Source organism: Pseudomonas sp., from assembly GCF_035554175.1.
Taxonomy (GTDB): domain Bacteria; phylum Pseudomonadota; class Gammaproteobacteria; order Pseudomonadales; family Pseudomonadaceae; genus Aquipseudomonas.
The window spans coordinates 1-19,171 of record NZ_DATMIV010000004.1 but is presented as its reverse complement, the minus strand read 5'-3'; the positions used below and the strand labels follow the sequence as shown (position 1 = coordinate 19,171).

At 57.7% G+C, this 19,171-nt stretch carries 18 protein-coding genes and 4 tRNA genes; 17 read left to right on the top strand and 5 right to left on the bottom strand.

Annotated features, from left to right (window positions below; translation table 11 throughout):
• Positions 1-60 precede the first annotated feature (60 nt).
• Complete coding sequence (locus tag VNV36_RS01750) at positions 61-570, top strand: DUF1993 domain-containing protein (protein WP_325715647.1); 510 nt, start codon at positions 61-63, stop codon at positions 568-570.
• Positions 571-724: 154 nt separating this feature from the next.
• Here VNV36_RS01750 and sstT read toward each other — a convergent pair whose 3' ends face one another.
• Positions 725-1,957, bottom strand: a complete 1,233-nt coding sequence (sstT, locus tag VNV36_RS01745; protein ID WP_325715645.1) for a serine/threonine transporter SstT — start codon at positions 1,955-1,957, stop codon at positions 725-727.
• Between the two features lie 307 nt (positions 1,958-2,264).
• On the opposite strand from sstT, the gene VNV36_RS01740 reads away from it, so the two are divergent.
• Positions 2,265-3,428, top strand: coding sequence for an MFS transporter (locus tag VNV36_RS01740; RefSeq protein WP_325715643.1), 1,164 nt, complete (start codon positions 2,265-2,267; stop codon positions 3,426-3,428).
• Here VNV36_RS01740 and nhaR read toward each other — a convergent pair.
• Complete coding sequence (gene nhaR / locus VNV36_RS01735; RefSeq protein WP_325715641.1) at positions 3,423-4,322, bottom strand: transcriptional activator NhaR; 900 nt, start codon at positions 4,320-4,322, stop codon at positions 3,423-3,425. The two genes, VNV36_RS01740 and nhaR, sit on opposite strands and share 6 nt — an antisense overlap.
• A gap of 133 nt (positions 4,323-4,455) precedes the next feature.
• On the opposite strand from nhaR, the gene VNV36_RS01730 reads away from it, so the two are divergent.
• The gene (locus VNV36_RS01730) at positions 4,456-4,698 is read left to right on the top strand and encodes a hypothetical protein (RefSeq protein ID WP_325715639.1); all 243 of its coding nucleotides are present in this window, start codon (positions 4,456-4,458) and stop codon (positions 4,696-4,698) included.
• Between the two features lie 29 nt (positions 4,699-4,727).
• Positions 4,728-5,477 (top strand): TerC family protein, encoded by a 750-nt coding sequence (locus VNV36_RS01725; protein ID WP_325715637.1) that lies wholly within the window; start codon positions 4,728-4,730, stop codon positions 5,475-5,477.
• 118 nt (positions 5,478-5,595) lie between these two features.
• Here the strand turns inward: VNV36_RS01725 and VNV36_RS01720 are convergent, their stop codons facing one another.
• A complete protein-coding gene (locus VNV36_RS01720) occupies positions 5,596-5,763 on the bottom strand; it encodes a hypothetical protein (protein ID WP_325715635.1) in 168 nt (55 codons plus the stop codon).
• 233 nt (positions 5,764-5,996) lie between these two features.
• Between VNV36_RS01720 and VNV36_RS01715 the strand changes: the two genes are divergently transcribed.
• The 3 genes from VNV36_RS01715 to VNV36_RS01705 all read left to right on the top strand — a co-directional run bounded on the left by VNV36_RS01715 (position 5,997) and on the right by VNV36_RS01705 (position 7,185).
• On the top strand, positions 5,997-6,668 hold the full coding sequence (locus tag VNV36_RS01715) for a C39 family peptidase (protein ID WP_325715633.1): 672 nt from the start codon (positions 5,997-5,999) through the stop codon (positions 6,666-6,668).
• 91 nt (positions 6,669-6,759) lie between these two features.
• Complete coding sequence (locus VNV36_RS01710; RefSeq protein ID WP_325715632.1) at positions 6,760-6,966, top strand: DUF6021 family protein; 207 nt, start codon at positions 6,760-6,762, stop codon at positions 6,964-6,966.
• A 12-nt stretch (positions 6,967-6,978) separates the two neighbouring features.
• The gene (locus tag VNV36_RS01705) at positions 6,979-7,185 is read left to right on the top strand and encodes a hypothetical protein (protein ID WP_325715630.1); all 207 of its coding nucleotides are present in this window, start codon (positions 6,979-6,981) and stop codon (positions 7,183-7,185) included.
• A gap of 53 nt (positions 7,186-7,238) precedes the next feature.
• Here the strand turns inward: VNV36_RS01705 and pbpG are convergent, their stop codons facing one another.
• Positions 7,239-8,177: a D-alanyl-D-alanine endopeptidase gene (pbpG, locus tag VNV36_RS01700; protein WP_325715627.1), complete on the bottom strand. Its 939-nt coding sequence runs from the start codon at positions 8,175-8,177 to the stop codon at positions 7,239-7,241.
• A 229-nt stretch (positions 8,178-8,406) separates the two neighbouring features.
• A complete protein-coding gene (folD, locus tag VNV36_RS01695) occupies positions 8,407-9,261 on the bottom strand; it encodes a bifunctional methylenetetrahydrofolate dehydrogenase/methenyltetrahydrofolate cyclohydrolase FolD (protein WP_101159166.1) in 855 nt (284 codons plus the stop codon).
• A 275-nt stretch (positions 9,262-9,536) separates the two neighbouring features.
• Between folD and VNV36_RS01690 the strand changes: the two genes are divergently transcribed.
• The 10 genes from VNV36_RS01690 to VNV36_RS01645 all read left to right on the top strand — a co-directional run bounded on the left by VNV36_RS01690 (position 9,537) and on the right by VNV36_RS01645 (position 18,931).
• A tRNA-Arg gene (locus tag VNV36_RS01690) sits at positions 9,537-9,613 on the top strand.
• 32 nt (positions 9,614-9,645) lie between these two features.
• Positions 9,646-9,721 (top strand) — tRNA-His (locus tag VNV36_RS01685).
• A 57-nt stretch (positions 9,722-9,778) separates the two neighbouring features.
• Positions 9,779-9,863 (top strand) — tRNA-Leu (locus VNV36_RS01680).
• Positions 9,864-9,940: 77 nt separating this feature from the next.
• A tRNA-His gene (locus VNV36_RS01675) sits at positions 9,941-10,016 on the top strand.
• 401 nt (positions 10,017-10,417) lie between these two features.
• Positions 10,418-11,728 carry a trigger factor gene (gene tig / locus VNV36_RS01670; RefSeq protein WP_325715623.1) on the top strand — a complete coding sequence of 437 codons (1,311 nt, stop codon included), beginning with the start codon at positions 10,418-10,420 and terminating at the stop codon, positions 11,726-11,728.
• 92 nt (positions 11,729-11,820) lie between these two features.
• Complete coding sequence (gene clpP / locus VNV36_RS01665) at positions 11,821-12,456, top strand: ATP-dependent Clp endopeptidase proteolytic subunit ClpP (protein WP_325715621.1); 636 nt, start codon at positions 11,821-11,823, stop codon at positions 12,454-12,456.
• 112 nt (positions 12,457-12,568) lie between these two features.
• Positions 12,569-13,852, top strand: coding sequence for an ATP-dependent Clp protease ATP-binding subunit ClpX (gene clpX / locus VNV36_RS01660; RefSeq protein WP_016775335.1), 1,284 nt, complete (start codon positions 12,569-12,571; stop codon positions 13,850-13,852).
• A gap of 161 nt (positions 13,853-14,013) precedes the next feature.
• Positions 14,014-16,410: an endopeptidase La gene (gene lon / locus VNV36_RS01655; RefSeq protein ID WP_206421867.1), complete on the top strand. Its 2,397-nt coding sequence runs from the start codon at positions 14,014-14,016 to the stop codon at positions 16,408-16,410.
• Between the two features lie 149 nt (positions 16,411-16,559).
• Positions 16,560-16,832, top strand: coding sequence for an HU family DNA-binding protein (locus tag VNV36_RS01650; protein ID WP_003183171.1), 273 nt, complete (start codon positions 16,560-16,562; stop codon positions 16,830-16,832).
• Positions 16,833-17,059: 227 nt separating this feature from the next.
• Complete coding sequence (locus tag VNV36_RS01645) at positions 17,060-18,931, top strand: SurA N-terminal domain-containing protein (protein WP_325715613.1); 1,872 nt, start codon at positions 17,060-17,062, stop codon at positions 18,929-18,931.
• Positions 18,932-19,171 lie beyond the last annotated feature (240 nt).

Below are 19,171 nucleotides of genomic sequence, written 5' to 3'. Positions count from 1 at the left end.
GGTCATCAAGCATGGCTATAATCGCCACCACGTATTACCCAGCCATCACATGAGATTGCCATGACCATTTCACTGTACGCCGCATCCGTCCCGGTTTTTCAACAAATGCTCAACGCCCTGAGCGATGTGCTGAACAAGGCTGAAGCCCACGCCAGCGCGAAAAACATCGACCAGAGTGTCTTCCTGCAAGCGCGGTTGTACCCGGACATGTTCCCGCTGGTGCGTCAGGTGCAGATCGCGGTGGATTTCGCCAAAGGTGTGTCGGCGCGTCTGGCCGAAGTCGAACTGCCGAAGTACGACGACACTGAAACCACCTTCGCCGACCTGCAAGCGCTGATCGCCAAGGTTCTGGCCTTCATCGGCGAGATCAAGCCAGAGCAGATCGACGGCAAGGAAGGCATCGAAATCGTGACTCGTCCGGGCACGCCAAAAGAGAAGCGCTTCAGTGGTCAGGCGTATCTGCTGACTTACGGGTTGCCGCAGTTCTTCTTCCACGTGACGACGGCTTATGCGCTGCTGCGTCATAACGGTGTTGAAGTGGGCAAGCGCGATTACATGGGCGCGTTCTAAACACCTGGATACAAAAAAGCCCGCCAAGGTTCGCGCCTTGGCGGGCTTTTTTTGGGGAGGAGCGAGCCTGCTCGCGAATGCGGCGTATCAGGCGATATTAATGCTGAATGTCTCGCCCCTTTCGCGAGCAGGCTCGCTCCCACAGGTAACGCGATTACGCCGTACGCTGAGCCTTCTCTTCCTCACCCAGGCAAGCCGCCGCTGTAAACAGCACGTCAGTCGACGAGTTCAGCGCGGTCTCCGCTGAATCCTGCAGCACGCCAATAATGAAGCCCACCGCGACGACCTGCATGGCGATCTCGCTCGGGATGCCGAACAGACTGCACGCCAGCGGAATCAGCAGCAGCGAACCACCGGCCACACCCGAAGCGCCGCAGGCGCAGATCGCCGCGACGACGCTGAGCAGGATGGCGGTCGGGATGTCCACGGTGATCCCCAACGTGTGCACGGCAGCGAGGGTCAGTACGGTGATGGTGATCGCTGCACCAGCCATATTGATGGTGGCGCCGAGCGGGATCGATACCGAGTAGGTGTCTTCATGCAGACCCAAACGTTTGCTCAGTTCCAGATTGACCGGAATGTTCGCCGCCGAGCTGCGGGTGAAGAACGCGGTGATCCCGCTCTCGCGCAGGCACATCAGGGTCAGTGGATACGGATTGCGGCGCAGCTTCCAGAACACGATCAGCGGGTTCATCACCAGCGCGACGAACAGCATGCAGCCCAGCAGCACGGCCAGCAGGTGCGCATAACCGAGCAGCGCGCCGAAACCGGAGGTGGCCAGGGTCGAAGCCACCAGGCCGAAGATGCCCAGCGGCGCGAAGCGAATCACTACGCGCACGATCAGGGTTACGCCGTTGGACAGGTCATCGAGCACTTCGCGGGTGGTGTCGCCGGCGTGGCGAATGGCGATGCCCATACCGATCGCCCAGGCCAGAATGCCGATGAAATTGGCATTCATCAGCGCGCTGACCGGGTTGTCGACAACGCTCAGCAACAGGCTTTGCAGCACCTCGCTGATGCCGCCGGGCGCCGTGACCGAAACGTTTTCGGTGGACAGCACCAGACTCGAGGGGAAGCTCATGCTGGCGACCACGGCCACCACCGCAGCGGCGAAAGTGCCCAGCAGATAGAGGAACAGAATCGGCCGAATGTGGGTTTCCTGACCGTGCTTGTGGTTGGCAATCGAAGCCATCACCAGCACGAACACCAGTATCGGCGCCACGGCTTTCAACGCCGAGACAAACACCTTGCCGATGAACGCGGTGGACTTCGCCGCTTCCGGAGCGAACAGAGCCAGGGCGATGCCGGCGATCAGGCCGATGACGATCTGGCTGACCAGACTCAGGTTTTTCAGGCGTAGCAGGAGAGAAGGGGATGAAGCGGTCATAACGGCATCTCTGTTTTTATAGGGTGCGCAGCGTCGTGGGCAGTCACGAAACGCCTGTCGAAGTGACAGCAACGCCGCCGAACGCAGCGTTACACAGCTGTACGATTTTTCAGGGCGCGGACTTTATCACAGCGTAGGCCCAATCCTTCAGGCCTGTGACGATCTGCCACCGGATCGGCCACACAGATCGGCAGCTTTGTGCAACTCAGCCCGGACACAGTCTGTTAAGATTCGCCATCCTCATTTTCAAGTTCTGCCAGCGGGCCTCCGGGTCAACGCTGGTGTCGTCGTTTTGCTGGAGTTGCGCATGCTGTTGCCTATTCTTCTGTTGTCCGCCGCCGGGTTCACGGTGCTGACCACGGAATTCGTCATCGTCGGCCTGTTGCCGGCGATTGCCCGAGACCTCGAAGTCACCATCCCGCAAGCCGGGCTGCTGGTGACGTTGTTCGCCTTTACCGTGGCGCTGTTCGGGCCGTTTTTGACCGCGTATTTCGCCCGTTTCGAACGGCGCAAACTGTTCATCACCATCCTGATCATGTTCGGCCTGGCCAATACCGTCGCAGCGCTGGCGCCGAACATCTGGGTGATGGCCATTGCGCGCTTGATTCCGGCGTTGGGCTTGCCGGTGTTCTGGGCCTTGGCCAGCGAGACGGCGGTGGACATCGTCGGCCCGGATTTCGCCGGTCGGGCGATTGCCAAGATAGGCTTCGGTATCGTCTGCGCTACGGTATTCGGCATTCCGGTCGGCACGCTGATTTCCGATGCGTTCGGCTGGCGCAGCGCATTCGGTATTCTGGCGCTGATCGCATTTGCCAAAGCCTTGCTGCTGTTGGTCTATCTGCCGAAAACCAGCCTGCACCAGCATCAGGTGAGCTTTCGTTCGCAGTTCAAGATCCTGCGCAGTCCATTGATGATCGGCCATATCGTGCTGTCGATTCTGGTGTTCAGTGGCATGTTCACCGCTTACACCTACCTTGCAGACATCCTCGAACGTCTCGCCGGTTTCAACGGCACCGTGGTCGGTTGGTGCCTGATGGCCTTCGGTGCGGTCGGGCTGATCGGTAATTCGCTGGGCGGGCGTGCGGTGGATCGGCATCCGCTCGGGGCGTCGGTATTGTTCTGTGCATTCATGATTGCCGGCATGGTCTCGCTGGTGCCGAATATTCATTCGCCGCTGGGGCTGGCGGTGGCGCTGGGGATCTGGGGCGTGACCCAGGCCGCGTTGTTTCTGGTCAGCCACGTGCGCCTGATGAAAGCCGCACCAGAGGCGCCAGCCTTTGCCGCCTCGTTGAACATCGCCGGGGCCAACCTCGGCATCGGCCTGGGCGCGATGGTCGGCGGTCGGGTCATCGACAGTGCCGGTCTGGGCTTTCTCGGGTTTGCCGCTGCGGGCTTTATTCTGCTCTCGGTGTTTCTCGCCATGGTGCTGATGACCCTCAAGCCGCGAGAGACATGCGCGCAAGCTTCATAACCCGGTAAACAACTCGCGTCGGGCACCCTCGGTAATCGCAACGATGCCAGGGTGCTTGACCTTGCGCTCTACCGAAATGGCATAGAACGACTCGCTCACGGCGTCGGTCTGGCCAATCAGCTGGACGCTGTACTGGCGCTTCACTTCCTCGGCGATCACGCTCGGGCCGATAAAAATCCCGCTGCCGGATTGGCCGAAGGCCTGCATCAAGGCACTGTCATCGAACTCGCCGACGATCTGCGGCTGGATCTGCTGCTCGGCGAACCAGCGCTGCAAGCGGCTGCGCACCACGGTTTCCGCGCCGGGAATCAGCAGCGGTGCGCCGTGCAGGCTGCGCGGGAAGTCCTGGCCATACTGCGCGGCCAGTTCGGCAGTGGCGAAAAAGCTGATTCCGCATTCTCCAAGCTTCTGGCTGTAGCCTTTGATATCCAGATGCGAGGGCATCGGGCTGTCCGAGATCACCAGGTCCAGACGCTGAATGGCCAGATCTGCCAGCAAGCGTTCGAGTTTGTCCTCTCGGCAGGTGATGCGCAGCGGCTCGCTCAACTCCATGGTCGGCGCAATCAGGCGATAGACGATGGATTTTGGCACCACGTCGGCGACGCCGACCCGGAACAGGATCTGCTGCTCATTCGGTTGCGCACGCAGCATCAGCTCAAGTTCGCCGCCCAGTTGAAACATTTGCTCAGCGTAGGGCAGGGCCTGGCGTCCGGCTTCGGTAAGCTCCAGCTGCCGGCCGACGCGGCGAAACAACTCGACGCCGTAGGTTTGCTCGAGCAGGGAAATCTGCCCGCTGATGGTTTGCGGGGTCAGGTTCAACTGCTCGCAGGCGCGGACGATGCTGCCGGTTTTGGCCACGACCCAGAAGTAATGCAGTTGCCGGTAATTGAGCATATCAATCGCCACTTCGTTAAAACCGAAGTATAGCCGCTAAAAATACGAATTTTCCTGAAGTGTTCATCTCCCTAGAATGCCCAGCCATCGACGGCCGGTCGTTGCGCCTGTCTGTTCATTCGAAGGAAACCTTATGAAATACACATTCCCTGCATTGATGTTTGCGTCTTTACTGGTTCTGGCCGGTTGTGATCAGGCCGAAAAAAGCGCCCAGCAGTTGATGGGCGCGGCGGCGGAAACTGCCAAGCAAGCGATCGACGACACCCACAAGGCTGCCGAGCAGGCGCTGAGCGATGCCACCGGTGGGTTGATTCAGAAAAAAGAGACACCGGAAAAAGAAACGGAAGAATCCGAATCTTCCTTCAAGACCATCTAAACCGTCTTACACAGAGTCAGGACTGACCCATGGAATATCTGTTAGAACTCGCCGCCAGCCCCACCGCCTGGGTTGCATTGGCCACACTGGTGGTGATGGAAATCGTGCTCGGCATCGATAACCTGATCTTTATCTCGATCCTGACCAACAAACTGCCCGAACAGCATCGCCAGAAGGCGCGCCGTATCGGTATCGGCATGGCCCTGATCCTGCGTCTGGCGCTGTTGAGCACCATCGCCTTCATTGTCCAGTTGACCGAGCCGGTGATTGAAATCCTCGGTCAGGCGTTCTCCTGGAAGGACATGATCCTGATCGCCGGTGGTCTGTTCCTGGTCTGGAAAGCCACGACCGAGATCCATCACAGCATGGATCCGGCGCCGGAGGATCCGAAGACCGCGACCTCGACCGTGACTCTGGGTTTTGCCGCGACTATCGGTCAGATCCTGATGCTTGACATGGTGTTCTCGATCGACAGCATCATTACCGCTGTCGGCATGACCGAACACTTGCCGATCATGATCATCGCGGTGGTGGTGTCGGTGCTGGTGATGTTGCTCGCGGCTGATCCGTTGGCCAAGTTCATCAACGACAACCCGACGGTGGTCATGCTGGCGCTGGGCTTCCTGATCATGATCGGCATGACGCTGATCGCCGAAGGCTTCGGCGCCCACGTACCGAAAGGTTATGTGTACGCGGCCATGGCGTTCTCGGCCGGCATCGAGGTGTTGAACATGATGTCGCGCCGGGCGAAGCAGAAGCGGGTTGCTCAGCAGGCGTAAACGCTGACAACGCAAAGACCGCCTGGGCTTTTTGAGCCCAGGCGGTTTTTTATTCACGATTCGCTGGATATCGAGAGCGCTGCCGAGCGCTCTTGTGAAGGGAAGATCATGGTGATCTTCAGTGGGCAGTCGCATGCCGCACGGAATGTTTCTTTTTCTTCTCAATCGGCATCGTCCGCACCGGATGATGATGCCGCCGGGAAATCCGCAACACACCCCACAACATGGCAGTCGCTACGGCCAGCCAGCCGGCAATCAACATTACGATGGTCATGGTCAGGCTCATTGGTGCCTCCTCTTCGCCCTGCGTCGGGCGCTCGCTTTTCGCAATTCGCTCTATTTCAGTGACAGTCTAGTCAATGGGGTGTTTCAAGCTATTGACCAAAGGTCGGCAGTGATCAATCAGTTCGCTCTATGCAATCGCCGCGTCTGCGGTTTAAGGCTATACCGCGGGCGGGTGCGGCTCTATGATCGCTGGCGTTGCCGGAGCACGATGACCGGCGTCTGAAGAGAGTGACAATGGTGCAGGTATTTTCTCGAGTGCGCGGGGCGCTGCTGATTGGCGTTAGCGTGGTGGCAATGGCCGGATGTGCAGGCAGTGTCGCGCCTGAAGTCAAACGCTTGCCGGAACGGGTCGAACTCAGCGGCACCTTTTACCGTGGCGAAGCCAATCAGAGTGGGCCACAGGTGCTGGCCAGTCTGTTGTCGCAGCAAGGCATCGTGATTACCCCGGGCCTTCTGGAAAAACCGCTGCACTTGCCGGGTGCTGAAGACAAGCTGCAGCAGAACATGCAAAACCTCGCCCGCGAATATGGTCTGGTGGTCTATCCACTCGAGAGCAAGCTGCCAGCCTTGCTGGCCCAGGTTGCTGCGGGTTATCCGGTTATGGTGCGTTTCAGCGAGGGTTCGGCATTCTGGGCCGAACCGCGTTACGCCATTCTGTCCGGCTACGACCGCAATAAACAGAAAGTGCTGCTGCGCGCTGGCATGAACCGCCGGCAATTGATGGACTTCGGCAGCTTTGAATCAGCGCTCGAAAAGGCCGGTGGCTGGGCAATCCTCATTCAGAAACCGTCGCAGATTCCGGCATCTGTCGACCGCTCCCGTTGGCTGAAAGCCGCCGATGAACTGGCGCAGGCCGGTGAAGAAAACGCTGCGGCGCAGGCGCGAAAGGCCCTCGCGGCGCAATAGACCTTCCGTTCGTCATCTGCCGGGCACGACTGCGCCCGGCAAGCCTCTGAATATCAGTACCCGTGCTTCGCGGGTGAATCAAGGAGGCAACATGGCAGATTCCCCAACCCCGAAAGGCCCGCACTCGTCCGAGCATTCCTCTGGCGATGATCTGGGATTCGATCCGGATTCGCCAGACCTCGACGATCCGCAAGTCGATCCGATCGGTCCTGCGAAGGCGCCGCTGGATGTCGAGCGCGGCGAAGATCCGAAAAAACCGGCCAAGCCCTACGATCCCATGGCCGATCTGAAACCTTGAGGCGAGGTGCGTATGAGTACCGATTCAAGCTTCGATGACCACAAACCCGAGAGCGTGCCGACCACGCCGGAGGAGGGAGTTGATCCGGTGCTGGATCCGGGCAGTCCGATGCGCGATCCGCTGGCCCGGCCCAATGTGCTGACGCCGGAGGTTTCGCCAGAGCCGGGCTCCGGCGATGGCATCCCCGATGATGACAAGATGCCGCTGCCCAACGACTGATGCACAGGCGAAAAAAAGCCCCGAAGATTCGGGGCTTTTTCATGTCGCAATATTTATTTCGCCGCTTCGACCACGCCGCTCTGGCGGCTCTTGAGGTTCTTGTCGGCTTTGTATTGCTGCGCCACTGCAGGCACATTGGCGCTACGCCCGGTTTCCACCCAACTGCGGATGCGGCTGGCGTCGGCAAAATGCGTGTATTTGCCAAACGCATCGAGAATTACCAGGGCGACTGGGCGGTTGCCCATCTTTGTCACCAGCACCAGGCAATGGCCCGCCGGGTTGGTGAAGCCGGTCTTGGTGATCTTGATGTCCCAATCGGCCTTATTGACCAAGTGATCAGTATTGCGAAAGCCCAAGGTGTAATTAGGCTTGCGGAACGCCACGGTTTTTTCCTTGGTGGTGGTCAGTTCGACCAGAAGCGGATACTTATGCGCGGCAACAAGCAGCTTGCTCAAGTCGCGAGCGGTGGAAACGTTGCGCTCCGACAGGCCGGTCGGTTCCACGAAGTGGGTGCTGGTCATGCCCAATGCCTTGGCCTTGGCGTTCATTGCCGCGATAAACGCTGCATAGCCGCCGGGATAGTGATGGGCCAGGCTCGTGGCGGCGCGGTTTTCCGAGGACATCAAGGCAATCAGCAGCATCTCGCGGCGCGGCAATTCACTCTTGAGTTTGACCCGGGAAAACACGCCCTTCATTTCCGGGGTGTTCCTGATATCGACATCGATCCATTCGTCCATGTTCTGTCGTGCTTCAACCACCACCAGGCCAGTCATCAGCTTGCTGACGGAAGCGATCGGCACGATCACGTCAGGATTGCTGGAGTAAATGACTTTATTGGTCTGCATGTCCATGAGCAGAGCGCTGCCGGACGCGATCTTCAATGTCGAAGCGTCGCGTGGGACAGCGGTGGTTTCCGCAGCGTTGATCGTTGGCGTGATGAAAGTGCCTGTGAACGCAAAAAACAGGCTCAGAATCGAAAGACGAATTTTCACGCGGGCTAACTCATAAAGGTTGGAATTCCGTTAGTTTGTAACGGGTTATTTCTTCAAAGCGTCGCATTCTAGAAGTATGGCTGAAGATCTGTCGATGGTTGTTTGATCGACCTGAAAATCTCGTGAAAAGGCCTGTAAAAAGAGTGGTTTCCGGCGAACGGTTAGAGTTTTTTCTCAGGCATGAAAAACCCCGCACAAGGCGGGGTTCCGGTGCGGCGGAAAAACCCGGTCAGACGTGCAGGGTTTCAGCCGCGTAGAGGGTGTTTTCGAGCAGGCAGGCGCGGGTCATCGGGCCGACGCCGCCGGGTACTGGGGTGATCCAGCCAGCGCGGGGCAGGGCGGTTTCGTAGACGACATCACCGACCAGTTTGCCGTCGTCCTGACGGTTGATACCGACGTCGATCACGATCGCGCCTTCCTTGATCCACTCGCCCTTGACCAGGCCTGGCTTGCCGGCAGCGACGACCACCAGATCAGCACGGCCGACATGACCGGCCAGATCCTTGGTGAAACGGTGGGTCACGGTGACGGTGCAGCCGGCCAGCAACAATTCCATGGCCATCGGGCGACCGACGATATTGGAGGCGCCGACGACTACAGCGTCCATCCCGTAAAGGTCAGCACCGGTGCTTTCCAGCAGGGTCATGATGCCTTTCGGTGTGCACGGACGCAGCAGGGGGATGCGCTGGGCCAGGCGACCGACGTTGTACGGGTGGAAGCCGTCGACGTCTTTGTCCGGGCGGATGCGTTCCAGCAGCTTCGAGGCGTCGAGGTGCTCTGGCAAAGGCAGTTGCAGAAGAACGCCGTCGATGGCCGGGTCGTCATTGAGGCGATCGATCAGATCGGTCAGAGCGTCCTGAGTGGTGTCGCAGGGCAGGTCGTAGGCTTGAGAGAGGAAGCCGACCTCTTCACAGTCTTTACGCTTGTGCGAGACATAAACCTGAGAGGCAGGATCGCTGCCGACCAGGATCACCGCGAGGCCGGGGGTGCGCAGGCCTTGCTGGCGACGCTCGGCAACTCGTTGGGCGATCTGCTGGCGCAGGCTGGCGGCGATCGATTTGCCGTCGATTAGTTGTGCAGTCATTGCGCGTGATTAACCATCGAGAGGGGAAAAAATGAGAACGCATTCTCGCATGTCGAGCGGTGAGGGCAAAGGCGCTTGGTCAGCAAATTCCTCTAACTCCTTTAATTAAATGAATTTTTTTCAAAAAGGATTTGACGACCTTTGGAGCCCTCTATACTATTCGTCGCACTTGTCGGGCACAGCCTAGCACTGGTTAAGAAGGTGAAGCGGAATCAAGGTTCTGCGACACCGGAAAGCACTTAGTTTGTAGTCCTTTAAGAGTACAGATTAACAAGGCGCCCGTAGCTCAGCTGGATAGAGCATCCGCCTTCTAAGCGGATGGTCGCAGGTTCGAGTCCTGCCGGGTGCGCCAATAGGCAGCTTTGGCACAAGTAGCGCGATATGGTGGGCGTAGCTCAGTTGGTAGAGCACGGGATTGTGACTCCCGTTGTCGTGGGTTCGATCCCCATCGTCCACCCCATATTTCGAAAGGCGCCAGATTTAACGGTCTGGCGCCTTTGCTTTAAAAGCTTCATCCGCGGATGTGGTGGAATTGGTAGACACACTGGATTTAGGTTCCAGCGCCGCGAGGCGTAAGAGTTCGAGTCTCTTCATCCGCACCAGATAAAAGCTTCCTTTGCGCCGTAGGCCTGATGAAGTTTCAACAAAGAAGCTGTTGGCTTTTTTGTTACGCAATATGGTGGGCGTAGCTCAGTTGGTAGAGCACGGGATTGTGACTCCCGTTGTCGTGGGTTCGATCCCCATCGTCCACCCCATATTTCGAGAGGCGCCAGATTTAACAGTCTGGCGCCTTTTTTGTTTTAGCGGTTTTGAAAGCCGACCAAGGCCGGTTTCGGATCGTGGGGCAGGGCACTTCATCGTATTTACAGGTTCCGATGAGGCTGATCTGCTCGTCATTCCGGTTTCACAGGAATGGCTGTCGGGGCGTAATTGTTCGTCTCTTCTATATATAGAAGCGTTGATGCAGAGCCCTGACGTTATCGGTTGTATTCGCCAGTGGAGCGCAACGCATTCGTGCAGCGATCCCTATAAATTGCCTGCTGTTTTTTTACCCGTTTTCAGTAGGGTGACTTCTTGAGTTTGACCCACTAGAATGCATGCCCTTGATTCTGGGGTCGGAAACGGCCGGCTTACGTCTGTGCAACGAGGAATATCCATGCAAGTTTCTGTTGAAAATACTACTGCTCTCGAGCGCCGCATGAGCGTCACCGTGCCGGCAGAGCGCATCGAGACTCAGGTCAACAAGCGTCTGCAGCAGACTGCCCAAAAGGCCAAAATTGCTGGCTTCCGTCCAGGCAAAGTGCCAATGAGCGAAATCAAGCGCCGTTTCGGTGCTGATGCCCGTCAGGAAGCTGTCGGCGACGTGATCCAGTCTTCGTTCTACGAAGCCGTGGTTGAGCAGAAACTCAACCCTGCCGGTTCGCCGTCGATCGAGCCAAAGTCCCTCGAAGCGGGCAAGGATCTGGAATACGTTGCTGTGTTCGAAGTGTTCCCGGAGTTTACCGTTGCCGGCTTCGAAGGCATCACCGTTGAGCGTCTGAGCGCGGAAGTGGCCGACGCTGACCTGGACAAGATGCTCGACATCCTGCGCAAGCAGAACACCCGTTTTGAAGTGGCCGACCGTGCTGCCCAGAACGAAGACCAGTTGAACATCGATTTCGTTGGCAAGGTTGACGGCGAAGTGTTCGCTGGCGGTTCCGCCAAAGGCACTCAGCTGGTGCTCGGTTCCGGCCGCATGATCCCGGGCTTCGAAGATGGCCTGGTTGGCGCCAAGGCTGGCGAAGAGCGCGTTCTGAACCTGACCTTCCCAGAGGACTATCAGAACCTGGATCTGGCTGGCAAAACCGCCGAATTCACCGTGACTGTCAACACTGTGTCCGAGCCTAAGCTGCCTGAGCTGAACGAAGAGTTCTTCGCTCAATTCGGCATCAAGGAAAGCGGCATCGACGGTTTCCGCACCGAAGTTCGCAAGAACATGGAGCGTGAACTGCGTCAGGCGATCAAGTCCAAGGTCAAGAACCAGGTCATGGATGGTCTGCTGGCCACCAACCCGATCGAAGTGCCAAAGGCACTGCTGTCCAACGAAGTTGACCGTCTGCGCGTGCAGGCTGTTCAGCAGTTCGGTGGCAACATCAAACCAGACCAACTGCCGGCCGAGCTGTTCGAAGAACAAGCCAAGCGTCGCGTAGTCCTGGGCCTGATCGTGGCCGAAGTGGTCAAGCAGTTCGATCTGAAGCCTGACGAAGCTCGCGTTCGCGAAATGATTCAGGAAATGGCTTCGGCTTACCAGGAGCCAGAGCAGGTTGTGTCGTGGTACTACAAAAACGAGCAGCAACTGAACGAGGTGCGTTCGGTTGTGCTGGAAGAACAAGTTGTGGATACTGTTCTGCAGAAAGCTAGTGTGACCGACAAAGCGGTCTCCTACGAAGAAGCAGTCAAGCCGGTAGAAGCTCCAGCAGCCGACTGATTGATTTTGCGTTAGAAGTACACACCATAAGCCAGCTCTCGAGCTGGCTTATGCGTATTCAAGACATAACTATTTGGGAGCGACTGCAGAGCATGTTCCGTAATTCTTATATTCAGCAGAACTCTGATATCCAGGCCGCAGGCGGCCTGGTCCCGATGGTTGTAGAGCAGTCCGCTCGTGGCGAACGCGCCTACGACATCTACTCGCGCCTGCTCAAGGAGCGAGTGATCTTTCTGGTCGGCCCGGTAGAGGACTACATGGCCAACCTGATCTGTGCGCAACTGCTGTTCCTTGAAGCGGAAAACCCGGACAAGGACATCCATCTGTACATCAACTCCCCGGGCGGTTCGGTGACTGCGGGCATGTCGATCTACGACACCATGCAGTTCATCAAGCCAAACGTATCGACCACCTGCATCGGTCAGGCCTGCAGCATGGGCGCATTCCTGCTCACCGCAGGTGCTCCGGGCAAGCGTTTCTGCCTGCCGAACTCGCGCGTGATGATTCACCAGCCACTGGGCGGTTTCCAGGGCCAGGCGTCGGACATTGAAATCCACGCCAAGGAAATCCTCTTCATCCGCGAACGTCTGAACAAGCTGATGGCCTACCACAGCGGCCGTACTCTGGAAGAAATCGAGCGCGATACCAATCGCGACAACTTCATGAGTGCCGAAGCTGCGAAGGAATACGGCCTGATCGACGAAGTGATCAATCAGCGTCCAGCTTAATATAAGCAGCGCAAAACAGGCCTGATCGGCATGTCCGATCAGCGGCGGGCTTGAAAAAGCCCGCAATAGCCTTCATCTTGTGTTGCAAGCCTATCGGATTTGGATCGAACGAATGACTGACACCCGCAACGGCGAGGACAACGGCAAGCTGCTCTATTGCTCCTTCTGTGGCAAAAGCCAGCATGAAGTGCGCAAATTGATTGCCGGCCCCTCGGTCTTTATCTGCGACGAGTGCGTCGACCTGTGCAATGACATCATCCGCGAGGAGGTGCAGGAAGCACAGGCCGAAAGCAGCGCGCATAAATTGCCTTCGCCTAAAGAAATCAGCGGCATCCTTGACCAGTACGTCATTGGTCAGGAGCGTGCGAAAAAGGTTTTGGCCGTAGCGGTATACAACCACTACAAACGCCTGAACCAGCGTGACAAAAAGGCTGACGACGTCGAACTCGGCAAGAGCAACATCCTGCTGATCGGCCCGACAGGCTCTGGTAAAACCCTGCTGGCCGAAACACTGGCCCGCTTGCTGAACGTTCCGTTCACTATCGCCGACGCAACCACCCTCACCGAGGCGGGTTATGTGGGCGAGGACGTCGAGAACATCATTCAGAAGCTGCTGCAGAAATGCGATTACGACGTAGAGAAAGCCCAGATGGGCATTGTCTACATCGACGAAATCGACAAGATTTCCCGCAAGTCCGACAACCCGTCGATCACCCGCGATGTTTCCGGTGAAGGCGTGCAGCAGGCCTTGCTCAAGTTGATCGAAGGCACGGTAGCTTCGGTACCGCCGCAAGGTGGCCGCAAGCACCCGCAGCAGGAATTCCTGCAGGTCGACACCCGTAACATCCTGTTCATCTGTGGTGGTGCGTTCTCCGGCCTGGAAAAGGTCATTCAGAACCGTTCCACCAAGGGCGGCATCGGCTTCAACGCCGAAGTGCGCAGCAAGGAAGAAGGCAAGAAGGTCGGTGAGTCCCTGCGTGAAGTCGAGCCTGACGATCTGGTCAAGTTCGGTCTGATCCCGGAATTCGTCGGTCGTCTGCCGGTGCTTGCGACGCTGGACGAGCTCGACGAGGCTGCGCTGATGCAGATCCTTACCGAGCCGAAAAATGCCTTGACCAAGCAGTATGCCAAGCTGTTCGAGATGGAAGGCGTGGATCTGGAATTCCGTTCCGACGCACTGAAATCGGTCGCCAAGCGTGCCCTGGAGCGTAAAACCGGTGCCCGTGGCCTGCGTTCGATTCTCGAAGGTGTGCTGCTCGACACGATGTATGAAATCCCCTCGCAGTCCGAGGTGAGCAAAGTCGTGATCGACGAAAGCGTGATCGAAGGCAAGTCCAAGCCACTGTATATCTACGAAAACAGTGAGCCGACGGCCAAGGCGGCGCCGGACGCGTAAGCGCACCGCACCGCAACAAAGAAGGGGCCTTCGGGCCTCTTTTTTTTTATGTCGTTTTTTACCGCAGCTTTACGCTTGTTTTTTTTCGAGGCAGACCCCATCTTGGTTTCAAGCTCAATTCCATCTGATTACGGCCATACGGCCGCCGTAGAGGCGAAATCATGAAGACAACCATCGAATTGCCTCTCCTGCCATTGCGTGATGTCGTGGTTTATCCGCACATGGTTATCCCGCTGTTCGTGGGGCGCGAGAAGTCCATCGAAGCCCTCGAGGCCGCGATGACGGGTGACAAGCAGATTCTGCTGCTGGCCCAAAGAAACCCGGCGGACGATGATCCCGGTGAAGACGCTCTCTATCGCGTAGGCACGATTGCCACGGTTCTGCAGCTGCTGAAGTTGCCAGATGGCACCGTCAAGGTTCTGGTTGAAGGTGAGCAGCGTGGCACGGTCGAGCGCTTCAGTGAAGTCGATGGCCACTGCCGCGCCGAAGTCTCGCTGATCGAAGAAGTCGATGCCGCCGAGCGCGAATCCGAAGTGTTCGTGCGCACGCTGCTGTCGCAGTTCGAACAATACGTCCAGCTGGGCAAGAAGGTGCCTGCTGAAGTCCTGTCGTCGCTCAACAGCATCGATGAGCCGGGGCGTCTGGTAGACACCATGGCCGCGCACATGGCGCTGAAAATCGAACAGAAGCAGGAAATCCTCGAGATCATCGACCTCTCGGCTCGCGTCGAGCACGTTCTGGCGCTGCTGGATGCCGAGATCGACCTGCTCCAGGTTGAAAAGCGCATTCGCGGCCGCGTCAAAAAACAGATGGAGCGCAGCCAGCGCGAGTACTACCTGAATGAGCAGATGAAGGCCATTCAAAAAGAGCTGGGCGACGGTGACGAAGGTCACAACGAGATCGAAGAGCTGAAAAAACGCATCGACGCCGCCGGCCTGCCGAAAGACGCGCTGGCCAAGGCTACCGCTGAGCTGAACAAGCTCAAGCAGATGTCGCCGATGTCGGCTGAAGCCACCGTGGTGCGCTCGTACATCGACTGGCTGGTGCAAGTGCCGTGGAAGGCGCAGAGCAAAGTGCGTCTGGATCTGGCCCGTGCAGAAGACATTCTCGACGCCGATCACTATGGCCTGGAGGAGGTCAAGGAACGCATCCTTGAATATCTCGCCGTGCAGAAACGCGTGAAGAAAATTCGTGGCCCGGTGTTGTGCCTGGTCGGTCCACCAGGCGTGGGTAAAACCTCGCTGGCGGAGTCGATTGCTCACGCGACCAACCGCAAATTCGTACGTATGGCCCTCGGTGGCGTGCGTGATGAAGCGGAAATTCGCGGCCACCGCCGGACTTACATCGGTTCGATGCCGGGAAGATTGATTCAAAAGATGACAAAAGTGGGCGTACGCAACCCGCTGTTCCTGCTCGATGAAATCGACAAGATGGGCAGCGACATGCGTGGCGATCCAGCGTCGGCGTTGCTGGAAGTGCTCGATCCTGAGCAAAATCACAACTTCAACGATCACTATCTGGAGGTCGATTACGACCTTTCCGATGTGATGTTCCTGTGCACCTCCAACTCGATGAACATCCCGCCTGCGCTGCTGGACCGGATGGAAGTCATCCGTCTGCCGGGTTACACCGAAGACGAGAAGATCAACATCGCGGTCAAATACCTGTCGCCAAAACAGATCACCGCCAACGGCCTGAAGAAGGGCGAGTTGGAGTTCGACGAAGAAGCGATCCGCGACATCATTCGTTATTACACCCGTGAAGCGGGTGTGCGTGGTCTCGAGCGGCAGATCGCCAAGGTCTGCCGCAAGGCCGTCAAAGAACACGCACTGGAAAAACGCTTCTCGGTGAAAGTGACAGCAGACCTGCTCGAGCATTTCCTCGGTGTACGCAAGTTCCGCTATGGTCTGGCCGAGCAGCAGGATCAGGTGGGGCAGGTGACTGGCCTGGCCTGGACCCAGGTTGGTGGCGAATTGCTGACGATCGAAGCTGCCGTGATTCCAGGCAAAGGGCAGCTGATCAAGACCGGTTCACTGGGCGATGTGATGGTCGAATCGATCACTGCCGCGCAGACCGTTGTGCGCAGCCGCGCCAAGAGCCTGGGGATTCCGCTGGACTTCCACGAGAAGCGCGACACCCACATCCACATGCCGGAAGGGGCAACGCCTAAAGACGGTCCCAGCGCTGGCGTGGGCATGTGCACGGCGCTGGTATCGGCATTGACCGGCATTCCGGTGCGCGCCGATGTTGCCATGACCGGGGAAATCACGCTGCGCGGTCAGGTGCTGGCGATTGGCGGTTTGAAGGAAAAACTGCTGGCGGCACATCGTGGCGGAATCAAGATTGTGATTATTCCGGAAGAAAACGTCCGCGATCTGAAGGAGATTCCCGACAATATCAAGCAGGATCTGCAGATCAAACCGGTTAAATGGATTGACGAGGTCCTGCAAATTGCGCTGCAATACGCGCCGGAGCCCTTGCCGGATGTGGCTCCGGAGATAGTTGCCAAGGACGAAAAACGCGAGTCTGACGCTAAGGAAAGAATCAGCACGCATTAATACGTTTTCGCCTGGGGGGCTTTCCTTGACAGCTTTTTAGAGCCCTTGTTATAAAGCGGCTCTTAAGTGTCTGTAGGCCATTCAGCACTCGTTTTTGCTTTCACCAAAAAACTTAGAAACATCTCAAAATAGATATAAGGGGACTTAGAGTGAACAAGTCGGAACTGATTGATGCTATCGCTGCATCCGCTGATATCCCGAAAGCTGCTGCTGGCCGTGCGCTGGACGCTGTAATCGAATCCGTCACTGGCGCTCTGAAGGCTGGCGACTCCGTTGTTCTGGTTGGTTTCGGTACTTTCTCCGTGACTGACCGTCCGGCTCGTACCGGTCGCAACCCGCAAACCGGCAAGACTCTGGAAATCCCGGCTGCCAAGAAGCCAGGTTTCAAAGCCGGTAAAGCACTGAAAGAAGCTGTTAACTGAGTTTTCAGGTTTTTACCCATCCGGGTCGGGGTCAAGCCTGACTTGGCAGCGGAGCGGTAGAGCAGGTGGCTGGAACAGGCACCTGTAACGCCGGGATCGAGGGTTCGAGCCCTGTCCGCTCCGCCAGTTACGAGAAGGCGCATCCTCGGATGCGCCTTTCTTCTATCCGGATTCTACCCACGCTCCACGGTTGCCTAAATTGAAGTTCAACCGTTTCTGGGGGACGCATGCTGCAGAATATCAGGGACAATTCACAAGGCTGGATTGCCAAGACAATTATCGGGGTCATCGTTGCACTGATGGCTCTGACCGGTTTCGACGCCATTTTCCAGGCCACGACTCACAAGAACGAGGCGGCCAAGGTCAACGGTGACGAAATCAGCCAGAACGAGCTGAGCCAGGCCGTTGACATGCAACGCCGTCAGCTGATGCAACAGCTGGGCAAGGACTTCGATGCTTCCTTGCTCGACGAAAAAATGCTCCGCGAATCGGCCCTCAAAGGCCTGATCGATCGCAAGCTGCTGCTGCAAGGTGCCGAACAGGCGAAGTTCTCGTTCTCCGAAGCCGCGCTGGATCAGGTGATCCTGCAGACGCCTGAATTTCAGGTAGACGGTAAATTCAGCTCCGAGCGTTTCGACCAGGTCATCCGTCAACTGGGTTACAGCCGTATGCAGTTCCGCCAGATGCTGGCTCAGGAAATGCTCATCGGTCAGCTGCGCGCCGGTGTGGCGGGCAGCGGTTTCGTCACCGACGCTGAAGTGCTGGCATTTGCCCGTCTGGAAAAACAGACCCGCGATTTCGCCACGTTGAACGTCAAAGCCGACCCGGCGTCGGTCAAGCTGACCGATGATGAGGTCAAGGCTTACTACGACGAACACGCCAAGGAATTCATGACCCCGGATCAGGTGATCATCGATTACGTCGAGCTGAAGAAGTCCTCGTTCTTCGATCAGGTTGCGGTCAAGGATGAAGACCTGCAGGCGGCGTATCAAAAAGAAATCGCCAACCTGTCGGAACAACGTCGTGCCGCCCACATCCTGATCGAAGTGAACGACAAGACCACCGAAGCGCAAGCCAAGGCGAAGATCGACGAAGTTCAGGCGCGTCTGGCCAAAGGCGAGAAGTTCGAAGCGCTGGCCAAGGAGTTCTCGCAGGATCCGGGCTCGGCGAACAATGGCGGTGACCTCGGTTACGCCGGTCCTGGCGTGTACGACCCGGCCTTCGAGAAAGCTCTGTACTCGCTGTCGAAAGACCAAGTGTCCGAGCCGATCCGTACCGACTTCGGTTATCACTTGATCAAGCTGCTGGGTGTCGAGGCGCCTGAAGTGCCGACCCTGGCCAGCCTGAAAGACAAGCTGACCCGCGAGCTGAAAGCGGCTCAGGTCGAGCAGCGTTTCGTTGAGGCGACCAAGCAACTGGAAGATTCGGCGTTCGAAGCTTCTGACCTGGCCCAGCCGGCAGCGGATCTGAAACTGACCGTGCACACCTCCAAGCCGTTCGGCCGTGAAGGCGGCGAAGGTGTTGCCGCCAATCGTGCTGTAGTCACTGCCGCGTTCAGCCCGGAAGTGATTGATGAAGGTGCCAACAGCACAGCCATCGAGCTGGATCCGGAAACCGTGATCGTGCTGCGCGCCAAGGAACATCTGAAGCCTGCGCAACTGCCGCTGGAAAGCGTGAGCGCGGCTATCCGCACTCAGCTGACCAAGGAGCACGCCAGTGCCGAGGCCAAGACCCGTGCCGAGAAGCTGATTGCCAACCTGCGCGACGGCAAGGCGCCGCTGGACAAGGCGGTCGAGGGTCAGAACTGGAAAACCACCGAAGCAGCCACCCGTGGTCAGGAAGGTGTTGATCCGGCTGTGCTGCAGGCGTTGTTCCGTATGCCAAAGCCGGCTGCCAAGGACAAGCCGACGTTCACCAGCGTTACATTGCCGGACGGCAGCTTGATGATTGTGCGTCTGAACGGCGTCAATGAAGCGGCTGCGCCGACGGATGAGGAGAAGGCGCAGTATCGTCGCTTCCTGGCATCCCGTGAGGGACAGCAGGACTTTGCGGCGTATCGCAAGCAGTTGGAAGCTGAGGCGAAGATCGAGCGGTTTTGATCTTTTGACTGATGTTTGAAGGAGCCCCGGCCTGTTGGTCGGGGCTTTTTTTTGTGCCTTGGTGGCCTTTGGGCCGACCATGCTCCCTGGGGGTTTTGAGTGAATATCCGTTGCTTCGGTAGCGGCTGCTGGCGGTTTCGCCCTTACGGCGAGGCACTTTTTCCAGACGCCGAAAAAGTACCCAAAAAGGCTTGCTCCTGCGTTCGGCCCTCGCAGGCTCGGGTTCCTTCGCTGCGGGAT